Origin of the sequence: Pseudomonas sp. 2(2015) (assembly GCF_000955865.1) — a bacterium.
In the GTDB taxonomy this organism is placed as follows: Bacteria; Pseudomonadota; Gammaproteobacteria; order Pseudomonadales; family Pseudomonadaceae; genus Aquipseudomonas.
The window spans coordinates 206948-231160 of record NZ_JYOF01000015.1 but is presented as its reverse complement, the minus strand read 5'-3'; the positions used below and the strand labels follow the sequence as shown (position 1 = coordinate 231160).

Annotated in this window: 14 protein-coding genes and 1 other RNA gene; 5 read left to right on the top strand and 10 right to left on the bottom strand. The window is 62.7% G+C overall.

Annotation, left to right across the window (positions count from 1 at the left end; genetic code table 11):
• Positions 1-3: 3 nt before the first annotated feature.
• The 7 genes from UB48_RS20635 to UB48_RS20610 all read right to left on the bottom strand — a co-directional run bounded on the left by UB48_RS20635 (position 4) and on the right by UB48_RS20610 (position 13758).
• Positions 4-4329, bottom strand: a complete 4326-nt coding sequence (locus UB48_RS20635; RefSeq protein WP_177329174.1) for a DUF6543 domain-containing protein — start codon at positions 4327-4329, stop codon at positions 4-6.
• Between the two features lie 323 nt (positions 4330-4652).
• Positions 4653-4749: signal recognition particle sRNA small type (ffs, locus tag UB48_RS27430), an RNA gene on the bottom strand.
• A 116-nt stretch (positions 4750-4865) separates the two neighbouring features.
• Positions 4866-6038, bottom strand: a complete 1173-nt coding sequence (locus UB48_RS20630) for a putative zinc-binding metallopeptidase (protein WP_045200447.1) — start codon at positions 6036-6038, stop codon at positions 4866-4868.
• A gap of 60 nt (positions 6039-6098) precedes the next feature.
• Entirely contained in the window at positions 6099-8453 is a 2355-nt protein-coding gene (gene ligA, locus UB48_RS20625; RefSeq protein ID WP_045200445.1) for an NAD-dependent DNA ligase LigA, read from the bottom strand.
• A gap of 80 nt (positions 8454-8533) precedes the next feature.
• On the bottom strand, positions 8534-9403 hold the full coding sequence (gene zipA / locus UB48_RS20620; protein WP_045200443.1) for a cell division protein ZipA: 870 nt from the start codon (positions 9401-9403) through the stop codon (positions 8534-8536).
• Between the two features lie 204 nt (positions 9404-9607).
• On the bottom strand, positions 9608-13096 hold the full coding sequence (gene smc, locus UB48_RS20615) for a chromosome segregation protein SMC (protein WP_045200440.1): 3489 nt from the start codon (positions 13094-13096) through the stop codon (positions 9608-9610).
• A gap of 2 nt (positions 13097-13098) precedes the next feature.
• Positions 13099-13758: a GntR family transcriptional regulator gene (locus UB48_RS20610; RefSeq protein ID WP_045200438.1), complete on the bottom strand. Its 660-nt coding sequence runs from the start codon at positions 13756-13758 to the stop codon at positions 13099-13101.
• A gap of 272 nt (positions 13759-14030) precedes the next feature.
• On the opposite strand from UB48_RS20610, the gene xdhA reads away from it, so the two are divergent.
• The 4 genes from xdhA to guaD all read left to right on the top strand — a co-directional run bounded on the left by xdhA (position 14031) and on the right by guaD (position 20145).
• Positions 14031-15485 carry a xanthine dehydrogenase small subunit gene (xdhA, locus tag UB48_RS20605; RefSeq protein ID WP_045200436.1) on the top strand — a complete coding sequence of 485 codons (1455 nt, stop codon included), beginning with the start codon at positions 14031-14033 and terminating at the stop codon, positions 15483-15485.
• Positions 15478-17874, top strand: coding sequence for a xanthine dehydrogenase molybdopterin binding subunit (gene xdhB / locus UB48_RS20600; protein ID WP_045200434.1), 2397 nt, complete (start codon positions 15478-15480; stop codon positions 17872-17874). The genes xdhA and xdhB overlap by 8 nt, the downstream gene beginning before the upstream one ends.
• 110 nt (positions 17875-17984) lie before the next feature.
• On the top strand, positions 17985-18830 hold the full coding sequence (gene xdhC / locus UB48_RS20595) for a xanthine dehydrogenase accessory protein XdhC (protein WP_045200432.1): 846 nt from the start codon (positions 17985-17987) through the stop codon (positions 18828-18830).
• A gap of 10 nt (positions 18831-18840) precedes the next feature.
• Positions 18841-20145: a guanine deaminase gene (guaD, locus tag UB48_RS20590; RefSeq protein ID WP_045200430.1), complete on the top strand. Its 1305-nt coding sequence runs from the start codon at positions 18841-18843 to the stop codon at positions 20143-20145.
• Here guaD and aqpZ read toward each other — a convergent pair.
• Together aqpZ and UB48_RS20580 are read right to left on the bottom strand one after the other, a co-directional pair.
• Positions 20142-20840 carry an aquaporin Z gene (gene aqpZ / locus UB48_RS20585; RefSeq protein ID WP_045200428.1) on the bottom strand — a complete coding sequence of 233 codons (699 nt, stop codon included), beginning with the start codon at positions 20838-20840 and terminating at the stop codon, positions 20142-20144. The two genes, guaD and aqpZ, sit on opposite strands and share 4 nt — an antisense overlap.
• Positions 20841-20979: 139 nt before the next feature.
• Positions 20980-21747 carry a GntR family transcriptional regulator gene (locus UB48_RS20580; protein WP_036994364.1) on the bottom strand — a complete coding sequence of 256 codons (768 nt, stop codon included), beginning with the start codon at positions 21745-21747 and terminating at the stop codon, positions 20980-20982.
• Positions 21748-22136: 389 nt separating this feature from the next.
• Here UB48_RS20580 and UB48_RS20575 point away from each other — a divergent pair, with 389 nt between their 5' ends.
• Positions 22137-23456 (top strand): NCS2 family permease, encoded by a 1320-nt coding sequence (locus UB48_RS20575; RefSeq protein WP_230090949.1) that lies wholly within the window; start codon positions 22137-22139, stop codon positions 23454-23456.
• A gap of 162 nt (positions 23457-23618) precedes the next feature.
• On the opposite strand, the gene uraH is transcribed toward UB48_RS20575, so the two are convergent.
• On the bottom strand, positions 23619-23972 hold the full coding sequence (gene uraH / locus UB48_RS20570) for a hydroxyisourate hydrolase (protein WP_010225132.1): 354 nt from the start codon (positions 23970-23972) through the stop codon (positions 23619-23621).
• Between the last annotated feature and the right edge of the window lie 241 nt (positions 23973-24213).

Below are 24213 nucleotides of genomic sequence, written 5' to 3'. Positions count from 1 at the left end.
CGGTCAGCCACCGGGGGCAGCCGGTATGCCCAGCGCTTCGCGGGTCAAACGCAGCAACAGCGCGGCCTCATCCATCGCCTGTTGCAACTGCCGGCCGCGTTCAAGCTGCAAACGTTCGGCCTCGGGCAGGCTGGCCTCGCGTAACCGTTGCGCAGCGCTGAGCTGATTGAAGCGGGAATCCAGTTCAAGCCACGCCGAGGCATGCCGCTGATGCAGGTACTCGACCCAGTTCGGTTGCCTGGTCATGAAGCGCGGCAAGCGCGCCTGTACCTGCGCCCCTTGCACATGGGCCAGCGCCGCGTCGAGCTGCGCGGTTGAAAGGGCAAGATCGGTGAGGATCAGATCCCGGGCATCGCCCGGCAACGCAAGCCGCCCGTACAGCTCTTGTTGGTAAAGCAACTGCAACTCGTCTCTGCGCGCAAACAGTTCGGGCTCCAGCAGCACCTGATCGATCACAAAGCGCCGCAACTCCTCACGATTGAAGGAGGCCCGGGCGAAATCCAGCAGTTGTCGCGGCCCGTGCTCCTGCAAGGCATCCAGCAAGGCGCGATGCCCTTGAACCCTGCTTTCCAGATTCTCAAACGCCAGCAACGGATGACCTATGCTCTGTTGCGGATCACCGGCAAAGCGCAACAGGTCTTCGGCCATCGGCCCTTCGACGGCGTAATGCAAGATCCCCGCGACCCGTGTGCGCATCGACTCTGACTGCTCCTGCGCTTCGACGGTCTGGGCCAAGCGCTCCAGGACTGTCATCAAATTGCCGGCCTGGGGCTCGTTGCGCAGTCGCTGCCAGTATTCGACAAGCTGGCGGTTGGCAGACGCCGGAGCAGTCCAGAATTGTTGTGCGGCATCACCGCCCGGCAACCGCACAGGCGTCGGCGGCGCCTGTAGCCGACGTAGCCGTCGATACTGCTCGTCGGTCAATGCATTACCTTCCAGCTCGATCATGCGCAAAAAACTGCGTGGTTCTTCAAGGAAGTGTTCGGGCAACTGGCTGATCTGGTTGTCGCTCAGGTCGACCCACTCCAGCCTTGAGCGATCGTGCAGGCTTTCCGGCACGCGGGTGATCTCGGTATTGTTCAAGGTCAGGATACGTAGCTGGGGCAGCCTGCTCACATCGGGCGGGATGCCCAGAGGGTTGCCCTCCAGGTGGAGGCTGTCCAGATTCAAAAGATCACCTATTCTCGCGGCATCGCGGGCATCAAGCACAATCCGGTTGTTGCTCATGCGCAGGTTCTGCAGGCTCAGGCGATTTTCGATTGCTGGCGGAATCAGGGCCAGCTCATTACCGGAAAGATCCAGATAACGAAGACGGCCAAAGTGGGCGAGAAACTCCGCCGGCACGGTCGCCAGGTTCATGCCTGCCATATCCAGCTCCAGCACATGATGCAGGTCCACCGCCTGCAACTCGGGCAATTCGCCAACCATCAGGCCTCCCAGATCCAGGCGATAACCCAGGGTTCGCCCTAATGGCGTGCGTATGCTCAGCGACTGGTGACGCCAGGCCTGGACCAGGCGCTCGCTGAATTGCTGGCGACCGAGCGCCTGCTCACTGTCCACTGAAGCACCTTGCCAGCGCCGCAGCCCGGATTGCAGCCCTTGCAACTCTTCGCGACGGCGCTGCAACAGCGCGCGGGCCTCGGCGGGTCGAGCACGATAGGGCTCTAGGTAAGCGGCGATCTCTTCAGCTGAATAGTCAGGGTAAAGCTCAAGGATTTCTTCTTCAATGGAACGGGGTGACACCGGGAGCCGTGCCCCGCCCCCACTCAGGGCATAGCCCAGGCGACCATCGGAAAAACGCTGAAGCGGCGTCCACCACTGCTCTTTTACGCCCCCCAATACGCGCCCAACCATGGCCCGCTGTGCACCGGCCTGCACGCCAAGCTGACGGCGCAAGGCCGGCAGATCTTCTGCAGCGTCCAGCCCGGCCAGTTCCCACGCCAGCTCAAGCAGGTCGCGAGGCGCAGCTTCAGGCCGTTGACCGTCGATGTACAGGTCGCCTCGGCGGATCAGGGTCGGGCCTTGCACCGCAGGACCGACCCCTTCGATACCAAGTTCCAGCGCAGCAGGCCAGCGCGGGTCCTGCATCAGCATATGCAGCAGCAGCCGGTCACAATCAGTGTTGGCCATTTGCGGCCAGAAAAACCCCTCCAGCGCATGCGCCAGCCGTGTCTCACTCAAAGCTTGCCGCGCCTGCCTGGCCAGCCGCAGGGGCACACGACGGCTGTCAGCCATGCGCAAGCGCTCAGCGCTGGTGGCACTGGCTTCGATTTCCTCGACCATGGCCGGCTCCAGGCCAGGGAAATCACGCGCCACCAGGGACGATACAGGTGGCCGCTCGGCGGCCAGGCAGTGCTCGAAAAATCGCCGCCAGTTTGCCTTGAGCCACTCCTGCACTTGCCCTTGCGGCGCCGGCTCATCCGCCGAAGAAGACATCAGTTGCAACGCGCGCATCAGCAAACTTTCATCGGCTACGGCTGCCGGGTTTTGCAACTGCTGGCTAAAACGCTGCAAGCGCCGCTGCAGCCGCGCCCGCTCGCAGGCATCCACAAGAGCCCCGCTGGGTGGACGCCGATGCAGATGCAATTGACGCAACTGTGCTTCATCGGCACCACTGACGGCGAGTACCGAAGTTACCTCCTCATCGCCGAGATCTTCAACACTGGGGCCCAGTCGACGAAACAGGTACTGACTGCCTTGCCAGCGGTGTGGACTGTCAAAGCGGCTGCGCCAGGCGCCCTTGCCATTGTGTTCCAGCACCGGCGCCCAAGCGCCACTGCGCACGGGATGGCGAATGCGCCAGCTCCCCGTCTCGGCGTCTTGCTCGACGCGATAGAAACTGTCCTCCATGCGCACAACCTGTTGTTCACCGATCTGGTAAATACCTTGCTCGGACGCCGTCCCGGCAATCGTCGAGTCCAGGTCAAGGGCATAGGGCTTCAGGTCAGGCAAGCAAAGACGTAGCGCGCCATTGTCCTTTCTCACCAGGGCCAGCGCCTTGAACAGCGCCGAGTTGCGTACCAGCGTTGCCGCCGTGCCGACAACGACTGCCCCGGCCGCCAGCCCGGCCACTTCGCCAACAACATGGGTAAGGCAATTGAACGCCTCATGACGATCACCTTCGGCCCAATCATCCAGCCCGGTAAACACCTCTTTCATCAATTGACTGGCCACCACCCCGAACAGCACCTCACCTAAACCTGGCACCACAAAGGCCGCCAGACCCAGCACATCCAGGCCAATTTCCAACGCCTTGTCCAGCGCGGCCTGGCGTTCGCTGGCATCCAGCGTTGCGGTGGGCACCGCGATGAAACGGGCATCATCCTGAAGCTGCTCCAGGCACTGATTGAACAAGTCCTCGAACAGCGGCTCCGGCCGCAGGATGGCATCCAGCGCCAAGGACGGACTGGACAGCGCCACTCGCTGGCCATTGCGCTGTTCAAACAGCCGGTTTTGCAGCTGCGTATGAAGCGCCGGCCATTGACGACGCAATGCCAAACGCATAAAGAACTGCCGGTAGCTGTCCCGGGACAGCTTGCCGGCCAGGTCCTGCTCGAACTCATCCCAACCGGCGTACTCCTTGAGGGGTGAAAACGGGTCCTGGGGGATGTGCACCAGCAAGCGGACCCAGGACCGCTGAATCGCGGCCAGATGCCCCAGCGGCTGAAAACTGAACTCGAAGACACTGACCCCACGCAGTTCGATCCCCGCCAGCTTCAGCCGTTTGAGCCGTAGCGGCACGCCCTGTTCCTGGATCCCGGTCTTGAGCTCACTGATTTCAAGCACTTGCTTGTACATTGCCGCGCTGATTGCCCCGCGCATCAGCGCCACATGAGCATCGACCTGCAAAGCGTACCGGTCACACTCGCGGAACAGCTCACGGGTCGACTGGGGAATGCCGACAACGCCATCGGGATCGAACACCGAATCAATGTGTTTTTGATACTGCCCACCCAGATCCAGTTCGCGGCAGAACCTGACGAAATCCAGAACACTGACGCCCTGCACTCGCCTACCGGCATGCCGAAAGGATGACATCCTGACCAGGGCGCTATCACTCTGCTGCTCAGCGGCAGTGAAATTGTGCAAGGCCGCTTGCAGCAATCCCTGCTCGGTGTAATTTCGTTGCCAGAACCATTTAAGACCGGGAGGTTGCCAGGCGCCAAGGAGCCGATTGACGCGAATCAAACGATCACCCGTGGGCTTTAGTCTCGAACCGAAGCGTCGACGCAACGCCTCGTCGAATCGCGCTTGGGCAAACACCTGAACCGACTGCAGCGGCGCCAGCAAGCGGGCCCGCGCCGCCCGACTGGCCTCGCAGGCACGCATGCTGACACTCAGCTTTGCCAACAGTGCTGGCGGAGCAGAACGCAACCAGGCAGGTAGCTGTTGGCGAAGGAATTCGAGATTGAGGCTGGCGGCGGAAAAATCCGCAGGTGATGTGGCCGCTGATGGTACTTGCTCGGGGGCTGACATGAAGATTCTCCCTGTAGGTCCAAAACCACAGACACTACGGGGCTGTCGAGCAGCTACGGCACTACAGGGTTATCGCACGCGCGCGAAAAACGGCAACGTAGGTTGTTGCGCCAGCGTTTTGGAAAAATCTTAGAGAGGAGGTGATGCAGAGCGCCCACAGGCAAGATGGGTGGCGACCCCACCAGCCACACCCCGGCACACAATGTTCCCGCTGTGGCTGCTTCCTTCCGGATCTGACCAGGTTCACGGGTAATCGTTGCGGGGGGACCGATGGGGTCACCATAACGCATGCTCATCTGGCGATGAGCCGCGCCATTGTACCGGCATCAACTCAAGATACAACCACTAAATTCAAAAAAACCATCACCACTCAATGACTTGGCATTGCTTCACGGGAGCGCAGCACCCGCTTGGTCGGCTATCGGTGACGTTGGCTGGGTGACCCGCAGGTGGATAAAATGCAGCTTGGCAACCACCGGCTTACCCAGCACGAACGGATAGAGATCCACCTGGCCCATGCTGCGCGACAGCTCATTGAGCATTGCTGACAGCTCGACCCAGGCATTGATGAAGGCGAGAAACTCCTTTGCCCCGGGGTCGTCCGGGCGATAGAGGTCCTCACGCGTGAACGGCGGGAAGTCCAGCTCCAGGCTGCTGGCATTCATGCCCAGTGCCAGCGCCGTGTCGAGCGCATCGGTCATGTGCAGGTAGTGTGCCCAGGTTTCAGCCCAGTCTTCCCAGGGGTGCATGGTCGCATAGGCACTGACGTGAGCAGCCGCCCAATCACTTGGCGCCCCTTGCTGATAGTGACGTTCCAGCGCCTCGCTGTAGCTTTCGCGCTCGTCACCGAACAGGTCACGAAAGCCGTCGAGCCAATGGCTGTCGGCAATCAGACGATCCCAATAGTAGTGACCGACTTCATGACGCAGGTGGCCCAGCAGGGTGCGATAGGGTTCGTGCAGTTGCACGCGCACCCGCTCGCGCCAGTCATCATCGGCCTCGCGCACGTCGAGAGTAATCAGGCCATTGGCATGGCCGGTGATGGGCGCGTTGCCCTCAAGATCGACGCCGATGAAATCAAAGGCCAGGCCCGGGCCGTCCTGCGCGCTTTTCGGCTCCACCGGCAAGCCCAGGTGCAACAGCTGCGCGGTCAGCCGGCGCTTGGCGGTTTCCAGCTTGCGCCAGCGCGGGTGGTTTTCAGCAATGCCAAGGTCGGGGATGGTGCGGTTCAGGCGACAGGCCAGGCACAGGTTGTCGAGCTCATGCTCGGCCAGCAGCCAGTTGCAGGCCGCCGGGGTGTCGAGGTTGGCACAGCGGCGCAGCGGCCCGGCTTCAGGCTCGCCATCGAGCAGCCAGAGCCCCTCTGCAGGGCCGGGCGACAGGCTGGCGACACGGTTGCTTAGCGGCCAGTAGCCCAGTGCCGACTGGCAGGCCAGGCACTGGCTGTTGCGAAAGAACACCGACTGCCCACACCGGCATTGCCAGACCCGATCCGGACGTTGTTGCTGGCTGACGAAGGGCGCCGCGATCCTGGCGCCCAGCTGTTCGAAAAAACGGTACATGGCGATCCCTCCTGGCTGCCTGCCAAGACTAGACCATGGCGAACGCCACCAGTGCCGCCTTTAGACCTCGATACCCTGCCCGGCCAGGAAGCTGACAAAAGCATCTTCATCCAGCACCTTCAGGCCCAGCTCATTGGCCTTGGCCAGCTTCGAGCCGGCGCCGGGGCCGGCGACCACGCAGTGGGTCTTGGCCGAGACCGAGCCCGCAACCTTGGCCCCCAGGCTTTCCAGCTTGTCCTTGGCCACATCGCGGCTCATGCGCTCCAGCGAACCGGTCAGCACCCAGGTCTGGCCGGCCAGAGGCAAGCCCTCGGCGACTTTCTTCTCGCTCGACCAGTGCATGCCGAAGTCGCGCAATTGCGCTTCGATGGCCAGGGCCAGGGCAGCGTTCTCAGGCACCTGGAAGAACGCGCGAACCGCTTCGGCCGGCTTGGCCGCCAGGGCCTGGCGCAGGTCGATGCCATCGGCGGCGATGATCTTCTCCAGGCTGTCGAGCTTGGCCACCAGCTTCTCGGCACCGGTGGGCCCGACCGAGGGAATATCCAGTTTGGCAATCAGCCCGGCCAAGGTGGTACTCGCAGCGAATTCGGCGCCCAGCTCGCCTTCATCCTGCAATTGCAGGCCGCGCTCAAGCAACTGGGCGATCACTGTGCGGTTGTGTTGGTCTTCGAAAAAGCTGTGGATCTCGTGGGCGACTTCCAGGCCGATATCCGGCAGGTAGGTCAGCACTTGCGGCAGCGCCGCCATGACCCGCTGCAACGAACCCAGCGAGCGCGCCAGGACCTTGGCGGTCTCCTCGCCCACGTCCGGGATGCCCAGTGCATAGATGAAACGCGCAAGGCCCGGCTGCTTGCTCGCCTCGATCGCCGCCAGCAAGTTCTTGCTCGACAGTTCGGCAAAGCCCTCGAGGTCGACAATCTGCTCGAACGTCAGCTGGTAGAGGTCGGCTGGCGAACGGATCAGGCCTTCATCCACCAGTTGCTCGACACTCTTCTCGCCCAGGCCTTCGATGTCCATGGCCCGCCGCGATACATAGTGGATGATCGCCTGCTTGAGCTGCGCAGCGCAGGCCAGGCGGCCGACGCAACGGTACACGGCGCCCTCGCTGACGGTCTCCTTGCCCTTGCTGCGCTTGACCAGCTGGGTGCGCTCGACTTGCGAGCCGCACACCGGGCACGCGGTAGGAATGTGCACCGGACGGGCGTCTTCAGGGCGACGCTCGGTGACCACCTGCATGACCTGCGGGATCACATCGCCGGCGCGGCGGATGATCACCGTGTCGCCGATCATCAACCCCAGGCGCGCCACTTCGTCCATGTTGTGCAAGGTGGCATTGGACACCGTCACGCCCGCCACCTTGACCGGCTTGAGCCGCGCTACGGGGGTTACCGCGCCAGTACGGCCGACCTGGAACTCGACATCCAGCACTTCGGTCAGCTCTTCCATGGCCGGGAACTTGTGGGCAATCGCCCAGCGTGGTTCACGGGCACGGAAGCCCAGCTCGCGCTGGGAAGCCAGGCTGTTGACCTTGAACACCACGCCGTCGATCTCGTAAGGCAGCTCGTTGCGCCGGGCGCCGATATCGCGGTAGTACTCCAGACACTCGGCAACGCCAGCGGCATGGCGCAGCTCGCGACTGATCGGCATGCCCCAGGCCTTTAGCTGCTCCAGGGTGCCGATATGGGTGTCGGCAATCGGCGCCGAGACCTGGCCGACGCCGTAGCAGCAGAACTCCAGCGGGCGGCTGGCGGTGATTTTCGAATCCAGCTGGCGCAGGCTGCCGGCGGCAGCGTTGCGCGGGTTGGCGAAGGTCTTGCCGCCGGCGTCGATCTGCGCCTGGTTCAAGCGCTCGAAACCGGCCTTGGACATGAACACCTCGCCGCGCACTTCCAGCACCGTCGGCCAGCCCTCACCCTGCAGCTTGAGCGGAATGTTGCGCACGGTGCGCACGTTAACGCTGATGTCTTCGCCGGTGGTGCCATCGCCACGGGTGGCGCCCTGCACCAGTTGCCCGTCGCGGTACAGCAGGCTGACCGCCAGGCCGTCGAGCTTGGGTTCGCAGCTGTAATCGACGGCGGTGCCATCACCCAGCAGGTCACCGGCCGGCAGGTCCAGGCCCTCGACCACGCGGCGGTCGAATTCGCGCAGGTCGGTTTCTTCAAAGGCGTTGCCCAGGCTGAGCATCGGCACTTCGTGACGCACCTGGCTGAACGCCGAAAGCGCCGAGCCACCGACACGCTGAGTCGGCGAGTCAGCGGTCACCAGCGCCGGGTGTTCGGCTTCCAGGGCCTTGAGTTCATTGAACAGGCGATCGTATTCGGCGTCTGGCACGCTCGGCTCATCGAGCACATAGTAGCGATAGTTGTGCTGGTCGAGCTCGGCGCGCAGTTCAAGGATTCGGGATTCGGCGGTCATGGTGTGTCGTCTCTTGCAAAGCAAAAGAGCAGCCTTGGCTGCTCTTGCGTGTTTCTTATCGCGGGGCAAGCCCGCTCCTACTAGCGCTTCTGGGTCAGCGCGCGGCGCTCGAACTCGACAATGCGCTGGCGGTAGTGCTCGATGGTCTGCGCGGTCATCACGCTGCGCTGGTCATCCTTGAGCTCGCCATTGAGTTCGTGGGCCAGCTTGCGCGCTGCCGCCACCATCACGTCGAAGGCCTGCTTGGGGTGACGCGGGCCTGGCAGGCCGAGGAAGAAGCTCACTGCGCGAGTGCTGAAGTGATCGATGTCGTCGAGGTCGAACACACCGGGCTTGACCGCGTTGGCCATCGAAAAGAGCACTTCGCCATTACCGGCCATGCTTTCGTGACGGTGGAAGATATCCATTTCACCAAAGCGCAGGCCGCTTTCAAGAATGTTCTGCAGCAATGCCGGGCCCTTGAAGCCGCCTTCATCGCGGGAAATCACACTGATCACCAGTACTTCTTCAACCGGCGGCAGGTCTTTGTCCGGCGCGGAACCGTAGCCGCTGGTTTTCGGGCTTTCATCCGGGAAGTCGTCGTCGGCATTGCCAAACAGGTCCGGCTCACGCGGTTCGGCGGCCAGGTTCAGGTCGCCCTGCTGAGGCTCGCTGCCGCGCTTGTTGCGCTTGCTCTTGCCGACCTTGGGTTCACGCTCACGCTCACGCCCGGCACTCATCGACGGCAGATCGTGCTCGTCCAGCGCTGGCTCTTTGTGGTTGTCGAGCACGCGCGGCTCACCGATCACTTCAGGGGAGCTGTCATCGTCCGGCAGGTTGGAAAAGCTGCGGTCCAGACGGAATTTCAACTTGCCCTTGCCGCCGCGCATGCGGCGCCAGCCGTCAAAAAGAATACCGGCAATGACAATAATGCCGATGACGATCAGCCACTCGCGCAGACCGATTTCCATGTAATCCCGTGCCTCTGTAAAAAATGCTGAAAAATAAAGGGTTTAAACCCCTTTAAAACGTGGCGCCAACTCTATGTTCTGACAGGCGTTTTACCCACGCAAAAAAATAAGTGACATTAAGCTAGCACGACCAAAGATAACTTTACACCGTCTGTCGCAACTGACAGGGCCATTTACCGCAGGTTCACGCGTTATTGCTTCAAATCAGGCGTCGACCATGGCCATCGCCTCCTCCACATCCACCGCCACCAGCCGTGAACACCCCGGTTCATGCATGGTCACGCCCATCAGTTGATCAGCCATCTCCATGGCAATCTTGTTGTGGGTGATGTAGATGAACTGCACCGTCTGGCTCATCTCTTTCACCAGCCGGGCGTAACGCCCGACGTTGGCATCGTCCAGTGGCGCATCGACTTCATCGAGCATGCAGAACGGTGCCGGGTTCAACTTGAAAATGGCAAATACCAGGGCCAGGGCGGTCAGCGCTTTCTCACCGCCCGAGAGCAGGTGGATGGTGCTGTTCTTCTTGCCCGGTGGCCGCGCCATGATCGTCACCCCTGTATCGAGTAGATCTTCGCCCGTCAGTTCCAGGTAAGCGCTGCCGCCACCGAAAACTTTTGGGAAAAGTGCCTGTAATCCGGCATTTATCTGATCAAAGGTATCTTTGAAGCGGTTGCGGGTTTCCTTGTCGATCTTGCGAATGACGTTCTCGAGGGTGTCCAGGGCTTCGACCAGATCGGCGTCCTGGGCATCCAGGTAGCGCTTGCGTTCGGACTGCTGCTGGTACTCGTCGATGGCCGCCAGGTTGATCGCACCCAGGCGCTGGATACGCGCATCGATGCGTTCGAGCTCCTGTTCGGCTTCCTGCTCGCTGGCCTGCTCGCCCAGGGTCGCCAGCACCCCGTCGAGGTCGTAACCGTCGGCGAGCAGTTGCTCCTGCAAGGTCTTGCGCCGCACGCTCAGCCCTTGCCACTCCAGGCGGTGCTGCTCGAGCTGGCCACGCAGCAACTGCGATTGCTGTTCGGCCTGGGTGCGGCGTTTTTCGGCATCACGCAGCTCGCGGTCGGCTTCGTCCATGTGCAGGCGCGCCTGACGCATCTCGTCGTCGACGCTCATGCGTTTTTCCAGCAGCTCTTCAAGCTTGAGGCGCAGTTCTTCGAGCGGTGCCTCGCCCTCCTCCAGGTTCAGGGTCAGCTGTTCGCGTTTTTCGCTCAGGCGCTCGGACTGCAGCTCCAGCCGCTCCAGGGCCTGGCGGGTGGAATCGTGCTGGGCGCGCAGCGACCCCAGGCGCACGGCCAGCTGGTGGCCGTGGTCCTTGTGCTGGCGGGCTTCCTGGCGCACCCGGTCGAGGCGCTCGCGCAGGCTGTCGCGTTGGGCCAGCAACAGTTCGCGCTGTTCGGTGTCCTGGGCCATCAGGTCGAGGGCTTCCTGCAGCTGCAGGCGCGACTCACCGAGGTTTTCGTGCTCGATGCTGCGTTGTTCAAGCAGCTCGGCAAGCTCTTCTTCCAGGCGCCGGCGGCGCAGGCTCAACTGCTCGGCGCGGGCCTTGCCGGCCGAGAGCCTGGCGTTGAGTTCGCTTTGCTGGCGCGCTTGGTCCTGGGCGCTGCGACGCAACTGCTCGCGGCGCTCTTCCAGTTCTTGCTGCTGCTCGCGCAGTTCCTGCAATCTGGTTTCCAGTAGCTCCAGCGCCGCTTCATGCTCTTGCAGCTCTTGGCCCAGGCGCTCCAGTTCCTGGCCACGGGCGAGTACGCCACCCTGGGCGTCGCTGGCGCGGCTAACACGCAAAAAGTGCCGGCCAACCCAGTAGCCGTCACGGCTGATCAGGCTTTGCCCGTCTGCCAGCTGAGCGCGCAGGGTCAGGGCCTGATCGAGGCTCTCCACCGGTTTGACCTGGCCGAGCCAGGGCGCCAGGTCGATGCGCCCCTCGACCTTGTCGAGCAGGCTGCCGGGAATACGCACGCCTTCGCCACGGCTGGCGAGCAGGCGCAACTCGCCCTGATCGAAGGCACTGAGGTCCAGGCCATTGAAGTCTTCGACCACTACCGCCTGCAGGTCGGCGCCGAGCACGGTTTCCACCGCCAGTTCCCAACCCGGCTCGACGCGCAGGCCTTCAGCCAGGCGCGGACGCTGCTCCAGGCCCTGCTCACGCAGCCATTGCGCGGTGCCGGTGCCGGGGTCGAGTGCCGCCTGCTGCAAGGCTTCGAGCGAAGCCAGGCGGCCGCCCAGGCGCTGCAATTCGCCCTGGGCTTGCTGCTGGGCCTGCACCGCCTGCTGCAGTTGTTCGCGCAGGGTTTCTAGCTGCTCGACGACCTGCAGCTCTTCTAGCTGTAGTTCTTCGAGCAGCAATTCACTGCTGGCCACCTGCTCGCCCAGTTCGAGGATTGCCGCGTCTTCCGGGTCGGCGCTGAGCTGGTCGCGCTCTTCGCCAAGCTTGCGCTGGCGCTCGGCCAAGCGCTCGAGGCTGGTTTCCAGCTGCTGGATGCGCGCCTGCTGCACTTCGGCCTGGCGCCGCGGTTCGGCCGAGCGGGTGTTGAAGCTGTCCCACTGCTCCTGCCAGCCGTGCATGGTGGTTTCGGCGTCTTCCAGGGTGGCGGCGGCCTCTTCGGCGGCGGCCAGGGTCAGCTCCTGCTCGGGTTCGAGCATCTGCAGCTCTTCGCCCAGGGTGGCGAGCATCGTGCGGTCGTGGCCCAGGTGCGACTCGGTTTCGAGGCGCGCGCGCTCGGCTTCCTTGAAGTCATCCTGCAACTGGCGCAAGCGCTGCTGGCCGTGCTGGATGCTCTGCTCGACCCGGGCGATATCGCCGCCAACCGAATAGAAACGCCCCTGCACCAGGTTGAAACGCTCGGACAGCTCGTGATGGCCATCACGCAGGCGCTCGATGCTGGCATCGGCATTGCGCTGTTCGGCCACCAGCGCTTCAAAGGCCACTTCCTGATCGCCAATCACCGCTTCGCGCTGGCCGACCTGATCGTTCAAGGCCTGCCAGCGCAGGGCTGCCAGTTGCGCCTTGAGCTGGCGTTCCTCGGCCTTGTATTCCTTGTACTTCTCGGCCGCCTGGGCCTGGCGATGCAGACGTTCGAGCTGGCGCTCGAGCTCTTCGCGCAGGTCGGTCAGGCGTTCGAGGTTCTCGTGGGTACGGCGGATGCGGTTCTCGGTCTCGCGCCGGCGCTCCTTGTACTTGGAGATGCCCGCCGCTTCTTCGATGAAATTGCGCAGGTCCTCGGGCTTGGCTTCGATCAGCTTGGAGATCATCCCCTGCTCGATGATCGAATAGCTGCGCGGGCCCAGGCCGGTGCCGAGGAAGATATCGGTAATGTCCCGGCGCCGGCATTTGGCGCCATTGAGGTAGTAGGTGTTCTGCCCGTCGCGGGTCACCTTGCGGCGAATGGAGATTTCCGCATACGCCGCGTACTCACCGACCAGGGTACTGTCGGAGTTGTCGAAGACCAGTTCGATACTGGCCTGGCTCACTGGCTTGCGGCTGGTCGAGCCATTGAAGATGACGTCGGTCATCGACTCGCCACGCAGGTTTTTCGCCGAGCTTTCGCCCATCACCCAGCGCACCGCGTCGATGATGTTGGACTTGCCGCAGCCATTGGGCCCGACCACCGCCGCCATGTTGCTGGGGAAGTTGACCGTGGTCGGGTCGACGAACGACTTGAACCCGGCTAGGCGAATGCACTTTAAGCGCATGCTCAGGCAGTCGCCAGCGCCGCCAGCACCAGCTCGCAGCTGCGCTGGCAGTACTCGGCCAATACCGTGCGGATACGCACCTGGTCTCGGGCCACCACGGCTTCGAGCAGGTTGGCGAACAACACCAGGAAGTCGTTCATGTTGGCCTTGCGCTGGTCCAGCGCCAGGTAATAGGTACGACTCATGGCCGGCTGCAGGTTCTCGACGGTTTCCTGCAGGTACGGATTGTTGGCAAACGGATAGGCGGCGCGCATCACCGCGAAGCTTTCATCGACGAAGGCGCGGATGTCCTGGCGCTCGAACGCGCCGGTCAGGCGCTGCTGGATCTTGAGGAACGGATGCAAATCGCCATCGTTGCGCCAGTTAAGGGCCACGGCGTTGCCGAGCAGGTTGTACAGCTCGCCCATCAGCGTGCACAGGCTGCGCACATTGTGCTCATTGAGCTCGGTCACATGGGCGCCACGGCGCGGCAGGATGGTCACCAGGTGGCGGCGTTCGAGGATCAACAGCGCCTCGCGCACCGAGCCACGGCTGACATTCAATGCCTGAGTGACCTTCTGCTCCTGGATCCGCTCGGCGGGCTTGAGCTCGCCGCGGATGATCCGCTCGGCCAGGTAATGGGCAATTTGCTCGGAGAGGCTGTCCGGCGCCTTGAACGTCATGGTTTTCCTTCAAAATCATTGAACTGTGCACAAGCGCCGAATTGTAGCGCACTTGCCCCTGCGCCGCGCAGTGGCCGTAAGGCAGAAGTTGGCATGATTGGCGCAAAAGATTCGCTTCACACAGGGCCAACTATGCTCATAACAGAGCACCTGTGAAAGGGCGGAAGCGCCACGAGAAATTTCCTGACCCAAAGGTCAGAAAATTGTTGACCTGAAAATCAAGTCTGCTTACAGTCCGCTCAACAACAATAAGTCGCTTGTGAGGCCTTCCCGTGATCCAGTTTCTACTTAACCAGGAGCTGCGCAGTGAGCATGCCCTGGACCCCAACCTGACCGTGCTCGAGTATCTTCGCGAACACCTGGGCAAGTCCGGTACCAAGGAAGGCTGCGCCAGCGGCGATTGTGGCGCCTGCACCGTGGTGGTCGGCGAGCTGGCCGAGGGCGAGGACGGCGGCGAGCACATTCGCTACCGCAGCCTCAACTCGTGCCTGACTTTTGTCTCCTCGCTGCACGGCAAACAGCTGATCAGCGTCGAAGGGCTCAAGCACCAGGGCAAGCTGCACAGCGTGCAACAGGCCATGGCCGATTGCCACGGCTCGCAATGCGGCTTCTGTACTCCGGGCTTTGTCATGTCATTGTTCGCCCTGCAAAAGAACAGCGACGCACCGGATTTGCACAAGGCCCAGGAAGCCCTGGCCGGCAACCTCTGCCGCTGCACCGGCTACCGGCCGATCCTCGCCGCCGCCGAGCAGTCGTGCTGCCAGGCCCAGCCGGATCAGTTCGACAGCGGCCAAGCGCAGACCATCGCTCGCCTCAAAGCCATCGCCCCAAGCGAAACCGGCGAGCTCAACAGCGGCGACAAGCGCTGCCTGGTGCCGCTGACCGTGGCCGACCTGGCCGAGCTGTACGGTTCGCACCCCGAAGCCCGCTTGCTGGCCGGCGGCACCGACCTGGCGCTGGAAGTCACCCAGTTCCACAAGACCCTGCCGGTGATGATCTATGTCGGCAACGTCGCCGAACTCAAGCGCATCGACACTCAAGCCGAACACCTGGAAATCGGCGCGGCCACGCCATTGACCGACTGCTACGACGCCCTGAGCCGCGAATACCCGGATTTTGGCGAACTGCTGCACCGCTTCGCCTCGCTGCAGATCCGCAACCAGGGCACCCTGGGCGGCAACATCGGCAACGCCTCGCCGATCGGCGACTCGCCGCCCCTGCTGATTGCCCTGGATGCGCAGATCGTCCTGCGCAAAGGTGACAACACCCGCACCCTGGCCCTGGAAGACTACTTCATCGACTACCGGATCACCGCGCGTCAGGAAAGCGAGTTCATCGAGAAGATCATCGTGCCACGGGCCCGCGCCGACTGGGCGTTCCGCGCCTACAAGGTGTCCAAGCGCCTGGACGATGACATCTCGGCAGTCTGCGCGGCATTCAACCTGCGTATCGAGAACGGTGTTGTCGGCGCAGCGCGCATCGCCTTCGGCGGCATGGCGGCGATTCCCAAGCGCGCCCGCGCCTGCGAAGCGGCGCTGGTCGGCAAGGCCTGGAACCAGGCCAGCGTCGAGCGCGCCTGCCAGGCCCTGGCCGAAGACTTCACGTCGCTCTCGGATTTCCGGGCGAGCAAGGAATACCGCCTGCTCAGCGCGCAGAACCTGCTGCGCAAGTACTTCATCGAACTGCAAACGCCGCACATCGAAACTCGGGTGACCGCTTATGTCTAACCATCACGTCGCCAAAAGCCAGGCCGAAATGGCAGAACTGTTCAGCCAGGACCTGACCACCGGGGTCGGCCGCAGCCTCAAGCACGACAGTGCCGACAAACATGTGTCGGGCGAAGCGGTGTACATCGATGACCGTCTGGAGTTTCCCAACCAGTTGCATGTGTATGCGCGCCTGTCCGACCGCGCCCACGCCCGGGTGCTGAGCATCGACACCAGCCCCTGCTACGCCTTCGAGGGCGTGCGCATCGCCATCACCCATGAAGATGTGCCGGGCCTCAAGGACATCGGCCCGCTGCTGCCCGGCGACCCGCTGCTGGCGATCGACACCGTCGAGTTCGTCGGCCAGCCAGTGGTTGCCGTCGCTGCCCGTGACCTGGATACCGCGCGCCGCGCGGCGATGGCCGCGATCATCGAGTACGAAGACCTGGAGCCGGTGCTGGATGTGGTCGAGGCACTGCGCAAGAAGCACTTCGTGCTCGACAGCCACACCCACCAGCGCGGCGATTCGGTCAGCGCCCTGGCCAGCGCCCCGCACCGCCTGCAGGGCAGCCTGCACATCGGCGGCCAGGAGCACTTCTACCTGGAAACCCAGATCTCCTCGGTAATGCCTACCGAAGACGGCGGGATGATCGTCTACTGCTCGACCCAGAACCCCACCGAAGTGCAGAAGCTGGTGGCCGAAGTGCTCGACGTGCCGATGAACAACATCGTCGTCGACATGCGCCGCATGGGCGGCGGTTTCGGCGGCAAGGAAACCCAGGCGGCAAGCCCCGCCTGCCTGTGCGCGGTGATTGCCCACCTCACCGGCCAGCCGACCAAGATGCGCCTGCCGCGGGTCGAGGACATGCTGATGACCGGCAAGCGCCACCCGTTCTATATCGAGTACGACGTCGGCTTCGATGACAACGGCCGCCTGCATGGCATCAATTTCGACCTGGCCGGCAACTGCGGTTGCTCGCCGGACCTCTCGGCCTCTATCGTCGACCGTGCGATGTTCCACGCCGACAACGCCTATTACCTCGGCGATGCCACCATCCACGGCCACCGCTGCAAGACCAACACCGCCTCCAACACTGCCTACCGTGGCTTCGGCGGCCCGCAAGGCATGGTCGCCATCGAGGAGGTGATGGACCATATCGCCCGCCACCTGGCCCTCGACCCGCTGGCGGTGCGCAAGGCCAACTACTACGGCAAGACCGAGCGCAACGTCACCCACTACTACCAGACCGTTGAGCACAACATGCTCGAAGAGATCACTGCCGAGCTCGAAGCCAGCAGTGACTACGCCGAGCGCCGCGAATCGATCCGCCGCTTCAACGCCAACAGCCCGATCCTGAAAAAAGGCCTGGCGCTGACCCCGGTAAAATTCGGCATCTCGTTCACCGCCAGCTTCCTCAACCAGGCCGGCGCCCTGGTGCATATTTACACCGATGGCAGCATTCACCTGAACCACGGTGGCACCGAGATGGGCCAGGGCCTGAACACCAAGGTCGCGCAGGTGGTAGCCGAAGTGTTCCAGGTGGATTTCCAGCGTATCCAGATCACCGCGACCAACACCGACAAGGTGCCCAACACCTCGCCGACCGCGGCTTCCAGCGGCGCCGACCTGAACGGCAAGGCGGCGCAGAATGCCGCCGAGATCCTCAAGCAGCGCCTGACCGAATTTGCCGCACGCCAGTACAAGGTCAGTGAAGAGGACGTCGAATTCCGTAACGGCCATGTGCGCGTGCGCGATGAAATCCTCAGTTTCGAAGCGCTGGTACAACAGGCCTATTTCGCCCAGGTGTCGCTGTCGAGCACCGGTTTCTACAAGACCCCGAAGATCTATTACGACCGCAGCCAGGCCCGCGGCCGGCCGTTCTACTACTTCGCCTTCGGCGCAGCCTGCGCCGAGGTGATCGTCGACACCCTGACCGGCGAGTACAAGATGCTGCGCACCGACATCCTGCACGACGTCGGCGCCTCGCTGAACCCGGCCATCGACATCGGCCAGGTCGAGGGTGGTTTCATCCAGGGCATGGGCTGGCTGACCACCGAAGAGCTGGTGTGGAACGCCAAGGGCAAGCTGATGACCAACGGCCCGGCCAGCTACAAGATCCCGGCGGTAGCGGATATGCCGGTGGATTTGCGGGTGAAACTGGTGGAAAACCGCAAGAACCCGGAAGACACGGTGTTCCATTCCAAGGCCGTGGGCGAGCCGCCGTTCATGCTCGGCATTGCCGCCTGGTGCGCGATCAAGGACGCCGTGGCCAGCCTTGGCGATTACCGCGTGCATCCGCTGATCGATGCGCCAGCGACGCCGGAGCGGGTGCTCTGGGGCTGCGAGCAGATGCGCAAGGCGCTGGCGGCGCAGCAGGCTGCTGCCGAGGTTGAGACAGTGACACCGTGAGTCCGCTATCGCTGGCAAGCCAGCTCCCACAGGATCTGTGTACACCGGACCTGTGGGAGCGGGCTTGACCCGCGATGAGGCCAGAACAGGCACCACATAGGTAACTGAACATGCACACCTGGATCAACGCCCTGTCCGACCTGCAATCACGCGGCGAGCCCTGCGTACTGGTGACCATCATCGAAGAGCGCGGCTCGACGCCGCGCAACGCCGGCTCGAAGATGGTCGTCAGCGCCGAGCAGTTGTTTGACACCATCGGCGGTGGCCACCTGGAATACAAGGCCATGCACATCGCCCGGCAAATGCTCGCCGAGCGCCGCGAAGCGCCGCACCTGGAGCGCTTCAGCCTCGGCGCCAGCCTCGGCCAGTGCTGCGGCGGTGCCACCGTGCTGCTGTTTGAGCCGATGGGCCAGGTTCAGGCGCAGATTGCCGTCTTCGGCGCAGGCCATGTCGGCCGCGCTCTGGTACCCTTGCTCGCCGCCCTGCCCTGCAAGGTGCGCTGGATCGATTCGCGCGAGCAGGAATTCCCCGAGAGCATTCCCGCCGGGGTCAGCAAGATCGTCAGTGAAGAACCGGTGGATGAAGTCGATGAGTTGCCCGCTGGCAGCTACTGCATCGTCATGACCCATAACCATCAACTGGATCTGGAACTGACCGCGGCGATCCTCAAGCGCAATGATTTCACCTGGTTCGGCCTGATCGGCTCGAAGACCAAACGCGTCAAGTTCGAGCATCGCCTGCGCGAGCGCGGCTTTGCCGAGGAACGCCTGCAGCGCATGCGTTGCCCGATGGGCATCGCCGAGGTCAAGGGCAAGCTGCCGATCGAGATCGCCGTGTCGATTGCCGCAGAAATCATTGCCACCTACAACGCAAGCTTTGGCCAGCACAACAACGCTGCCAACGCCGGCCCCATTGCCCAATTGCTGCCGCCATCACGGCGCAGCCAAGCCATATGACGAGAGCCCTATGAGCGCAACCCGCAAAGCCTACCGTGCCGCCATCCTGCACAGCATCGCCGACCCTGCTGAAGTAGGCGTCGAAGCCTCCTATCAGTATTTCGAAGACGGCCTGCTGGTGATCGACAACGGCAAGATCAGCGCTGTCGGTCATGCCCGCGACCTGCTGCCGAGCCTGGCCGCCGACATCGAGGTCGAGCACCATCAGGACGCCTTGATCACCCCGGGCTTTATCGACACCCATATCCATTTCCCGCAGACCGGCATGATCGGTTCCTACGGCGAGCAGCTACTGGACTGGCTCAACACCTACACCTTCCCCTGCGAAAAGCAGTTCGCCGACAAGGCGCATGCCGACAAAGTCGCGAAAATCTTCGTCGAGGAACTGCTGCGCAACGGCACCACCACCGCCCTGGTGTTCGGCAGCGTGCACCCGGAATCGGTCAATGCCTTCTTCGAAGAAGCCGAGCGCCTGGACCTGCGGATGATCGCCGGCAAGGTGATGATGGACCGCAACGCCCCGGACTACCTGACCGACACCGCCGAATCCGGTTATGTAGAAAGCAAGGCGCTGATCGAGCGCTGGCATGGCAAGGGCCGCCTGCACTACGCAGTGACCCCGCGTTTTGCGCCGACCAGCACCCCGGAGCAACTGGCCCTGGCCGGCCAGCTGCTGGGCGAATACCCCGACCTGTACATGCACACCCACCTGAGCGAGAACCTCAAGGAGATCGACTGGGTCAAGGCGCTGTTCCCGGAGCGCAAGGGCTACCTCGACGTCTACGATCACTACAAGCTGCTCGGCCAGCGCTCGGTGTTCGCCCACGGCGTACACCTGTGCGACGACGAATGTCAGCGCCTGGCCGAAACCGGCTCGGCCGTGGCCTTCTGCCCGACTTCCAACCTGTTCCTCGGCAGCGGCCTGTTCAACCTGCCGCAGGCCGAGAAGTTCAAGGTCAAGGTCGGCCTGGGCACCGACGTCGGCGCCGGCACCAGCTTCTCGCTGCTCAATACCCTGAACGAAGCCTACAAGGTCATGCAGTTGCAGGGCGCGCGCCTGAGCCCGTTCAAGTCACTGTACCTGGCAACCCTGGGCGGCGCCCGGGCGCTGAGCCTGGATGACCGTATCGGCAGCCTGCAGCCGGGCAACGATGCCGACTTCGTGGTCCTCGACTACAAGGCCACGGCGTTGATGGACTACCGCATCCAGCAGTCCAACAGCATCGACGAGACGCTGTTCGTGCTGATGACCCTGGGCGATGACCGCACCGTCAAGCAGACCTTCGCTGCCGGGCGCTGCGTGCATCAGCGCTAAGGCTCGCGGAACAGCCCCTTGTACAGCGCGCCGCCGATCACCGCCCCGATCAGCGGCGCGACCCAGAACAACCACAGCTGCTGCAACGCCCAGCCACCGACGAAAATCGCCGGCCCGGTGCTGCGCGCCGGGTTCACCGAGGTATTGGTGACCGGTATCGAGATCAGGTGGATCAAGGTCAGCGCAAGGCCGATGGCAATCGGCGCAAAGCCTGCCGGGGCACGGCTGTCGGTGGCGCCCATGATGATCAGGATGAACATCGCGGTCATCACCACTTCACTGGCAAAGCCTGCCGCCAATGAGTAGCCGCCGGGGGAATGCTCGGCATAGCCGTTGGACGCCAGCCCCGCCGACAACTCGAAACCGGCCTTGCCGCTGGCAATGAAGTAGATCACCGCCGCACCGAGAATTGCCCCGATCACCTGGGCGATGACGTAGGGCAGCAGGTCTTTGAGTGGAAACCGCCCACCCACCACCAGCCCGACCGACACTGCGGGGTTGAGGTGGCATCCGGAAATATGGCCAATGGCGAAAGCCATGGTCAGCACGGTCAGGCCGAAGGCCATGGCCACTCCGACCAGGCCGATACCAATGGGGAACGAGGCGGCGATCACCGCACTGCCGCAGCCACCCACCACCAGCCAGAACGTCCCGATCAGTTCAGCACCCATGCGTTTGCTCAGGGGCATCGACATATACCAGTCCTCAAGTAGTTGAAGTTCTACGCAAAGCGCGCAAGCCCAACTGCTTGATGAAGGTTTGCGGTGGATCAGGTGAGAATCTAGCAGAGGCTGGATAACCTGCCAGTGGCCGCAAACTGGGTGTTACTGGCCTTCAACCCTTGAGCGGTGCAACCCCACCACGCTTCTTGGTTTGCAGCAGGTGGGAGAACACCGCGTGCAGGTCATCCGAAGCGCTGTCTTCGTCGAGGTTGAGCTTGCTGTCGATGTGGTCCATGTGGTGCATCATCAGGCTCACCGCCTGGTTGACGTCACGGGCCTCGATGGCGTCGATCAGCTGCATGTGCTCGTCGTAGGAGCAATGCGAGCGGTTGCCGCTTTCGTACTGGGCGATGATCAGCGAGGTTTGCGACACCAGGCTGCGCTGGAAGCTGATCAACGGCGCGTTGCCCGCCGCTTCCGCCAGTTTCAGGTGGAACTCGCCAGACAGGCGAATACCGGCGCCGCGATCGCCACGGGAGAAGCTGTCGCGCTCTTCGCGGACCATCTGGCGCAGTTCGTTGAGTTGCTCGGCGGTGGCGTGCTCGACCGCAAGCTCGGTGATGGCGCGCTCGACCATGCGCCGCGAGAAGAACACCTGGCGGGCCTCTTCGACCGTCGGGCTGGCCACTACCGCGCCGCGGTTGGGCCGCAGCAGCACCACGCTTTCGTGGGCCAGGCGCGACAGCGCGCGACGGATGATGGTGCGGCTGACGCCGAAGATCTCGCCCAGGGCTTCCTCGCTCAATTTGGTACCCGGCGCCAGACGCTGCTCGAGGATGGCCTCGAAAATGTGCGCGTAGACGATATCGTCCTGGGTTCCGCTACGACCGGCCTTGCCGGTACGCACTGGTTTCTTGAGAGGTTGCAGCTGTTCGTTCATGGGCACTCGAGCACGGAGATCCGCCAGTCGGACCCTGACTGTAATACCAGCCAGAGGGGCGATGGCAAGTCCTGGTAAGAAAATTAAACGATTAAGGTATTGGCACATTGTACACAGCCGCAGGGATTTCTGCAGGTGCCGATGGCCTTTATAGCTACGCCTGCAAATTATCTGGCCACAACAACGAAAACATTATTTGCATTCTTTGTATACAAACGCATAATCCATCCGTGCAACTTCCTGACCCAGAAGTCAACAAACGGTCCGGTGGCCTGCCATCCCATCCGCCTCACAGAGCCCCCCAGTGCGTGCGCAGGACTGGTTCTGGAAAACAAGAAAAGACTTGAGGAGTACACGCTGTGGAAAGCCGCAAATCCGACGCCCCTACGCTGGATCTTGCCCCACCGCTCGAAACGAGCTGGCTGGAGCGGATTTTCAAACTCAAGCTACATGGCACCACCGTCAAAACCGAGATGATCGCCGGGTTGACCACCTTCATCACCATGGCCTACATCATTTTCGTCAACCCCAACATCATGGCCGATGCCGGCATCGATCACGGTGCGGCGTTTGTCGCCACCTGCATCGCTGCCGCCCTCGGCTGCCTGTTGATGGGTCTGTACGCCAACTGGCCGGTCGGCCTGGCACCGGGCATGGGCCTGAACGCCTTCTTTACCTACACCGTGGTCGGGACCATGGGCTACACCTGGGAAGCCGCGCTGGGCGCGGTGTTTGTCTCCGGGGTGCTGTTCATGCTGCTGACTTTGTCGCGGGTGCGCGAATGGCTGCTCAACAGCATTCCGGTCAGCCTGCGCCATGCCATGGGTGCCGGCGTCGGATTGTTCCTCGGACTGATCGGTCTTAAAACCGCAGGGATTGTCGTCGACAGCCCGGCGACCCTGATCAAGCTCGGCTCGCTGCACGAGCCCGGCCCGCTGCTGGCAGCCATCTGCTTTCTGATGATCGCGGTGCTCAGCTACCACCGGGTGTTCGGCGCGATCCTGATCAGCATCATCAGCGTCACCCTCGCCGGCTGGGGCCTGGGCCTGGTGGAGTACGGCGGCTTGTTCTCGCTGCCGCCGAGCCTGGCACCGACCTGGATGGCCATGGATGTTGCCGGGGTGTTCAACGTCAGCATGATCGCGGTGGTGTTTGCCTTCCTCTTCGTGCACATGTTCGACACCGCCGGCACCCTGATGGGCGTAGCCCAGCGGGCCGGCCTGGTGAATGCCGACGGGCGCATCGAGAACCTGTCGCGGGCGCTTAAAGCAGACAGCGCCTCGAGCGTGTTCGGTGCGGTGGTTGGTGTACCGCCGGTGACCAGCTATGTAGAAAGCGCGGCAGGTGTCGCCGCCGGCGGCCGTACCGGGCTGACCGCGGTGGTAGTCGGCCTGTTCTTTATCGCCGCAATGTTCTTCGCCCCGCTGGCCGGGATGATTCCTGCCTACGCCACGGCTGGCGCGCTGATCTATGTGGCGATGCTGATGATGGGCAGCATGGCCCACATCAACTGGGATGAAGCCACTGACAGCATCCCGGCGATCGTCACCGCGATCATGATGCCGCTGACCTTCTCGGTCGCCGACGGCATCGCCCTGGGCTTTATCACCTACGTGGTGCTCAAGGCCGGCACCGGACGCTACAAGGAGATCTCGGCCAGCCTGTGGGTACTGACGGCGATCTTCATTGCCAAGTTTGTGTTCCTCTAACACGGCACACTGCGACAACAGAGCCTCACCTTCGGGTGGGGCTTTTTGTTGTTTGCCGGGGCCTGTCGCGAGCCCCGCGAAAAGGCAGCACAAAGGTCCGGGCAAAAAAAAGCCCGCAGTGTGAGCGGGCAAGGGACCTACGAAGATTCTTCTAGCGACCAACTAGCTTCCACGATAGGTCGAGTAACTGTAAGGCGAGATCAACAACGGCACGTGGTAGTGATCCTGTTCGGCGCTGATGCCGAAACGCAGTACCACCACGTCAAGAAAAGCAGGCTCGGGCAGTTGTACGCCGCGGGCACGGTAGTAGTCGCCGGCGCTGAACTGCAGCTGGTAAACGCCGCTGCGGTAATCATCGCCTTGCAGCAGCGGTGCGTCGCAACGGCCATCGCTGTTGGTCAGGGTAGTGTTCACCAGTTCCAGCTGCTGGCCTTCGACCCGGTACAGCTCGACCTTGATCGAGCTGCCAGGGCAGCCATGAGCGGCATCCAGTACATGCGTGGTCAAACGTCCCATTGCTTGCTCGCCTCTGTTCTATCTGTGGGCAAAAAATACCCGCACGCCAGCGTCAGGAAGCCCGACAACGTGCGGCCGTCGGATTATTAAGACATTTTTCTATGAAATTGTACACAATAATTCGGTATTCTTTCCTTGCACGCCGCTCATCCCCTGTAAATAGGCCATCAGTCGCAAAACCACGCCAATAGCCGACGCATCCGTCATTAGCTGACCGATCAGGCAGGTTTCTTGCAGGGCT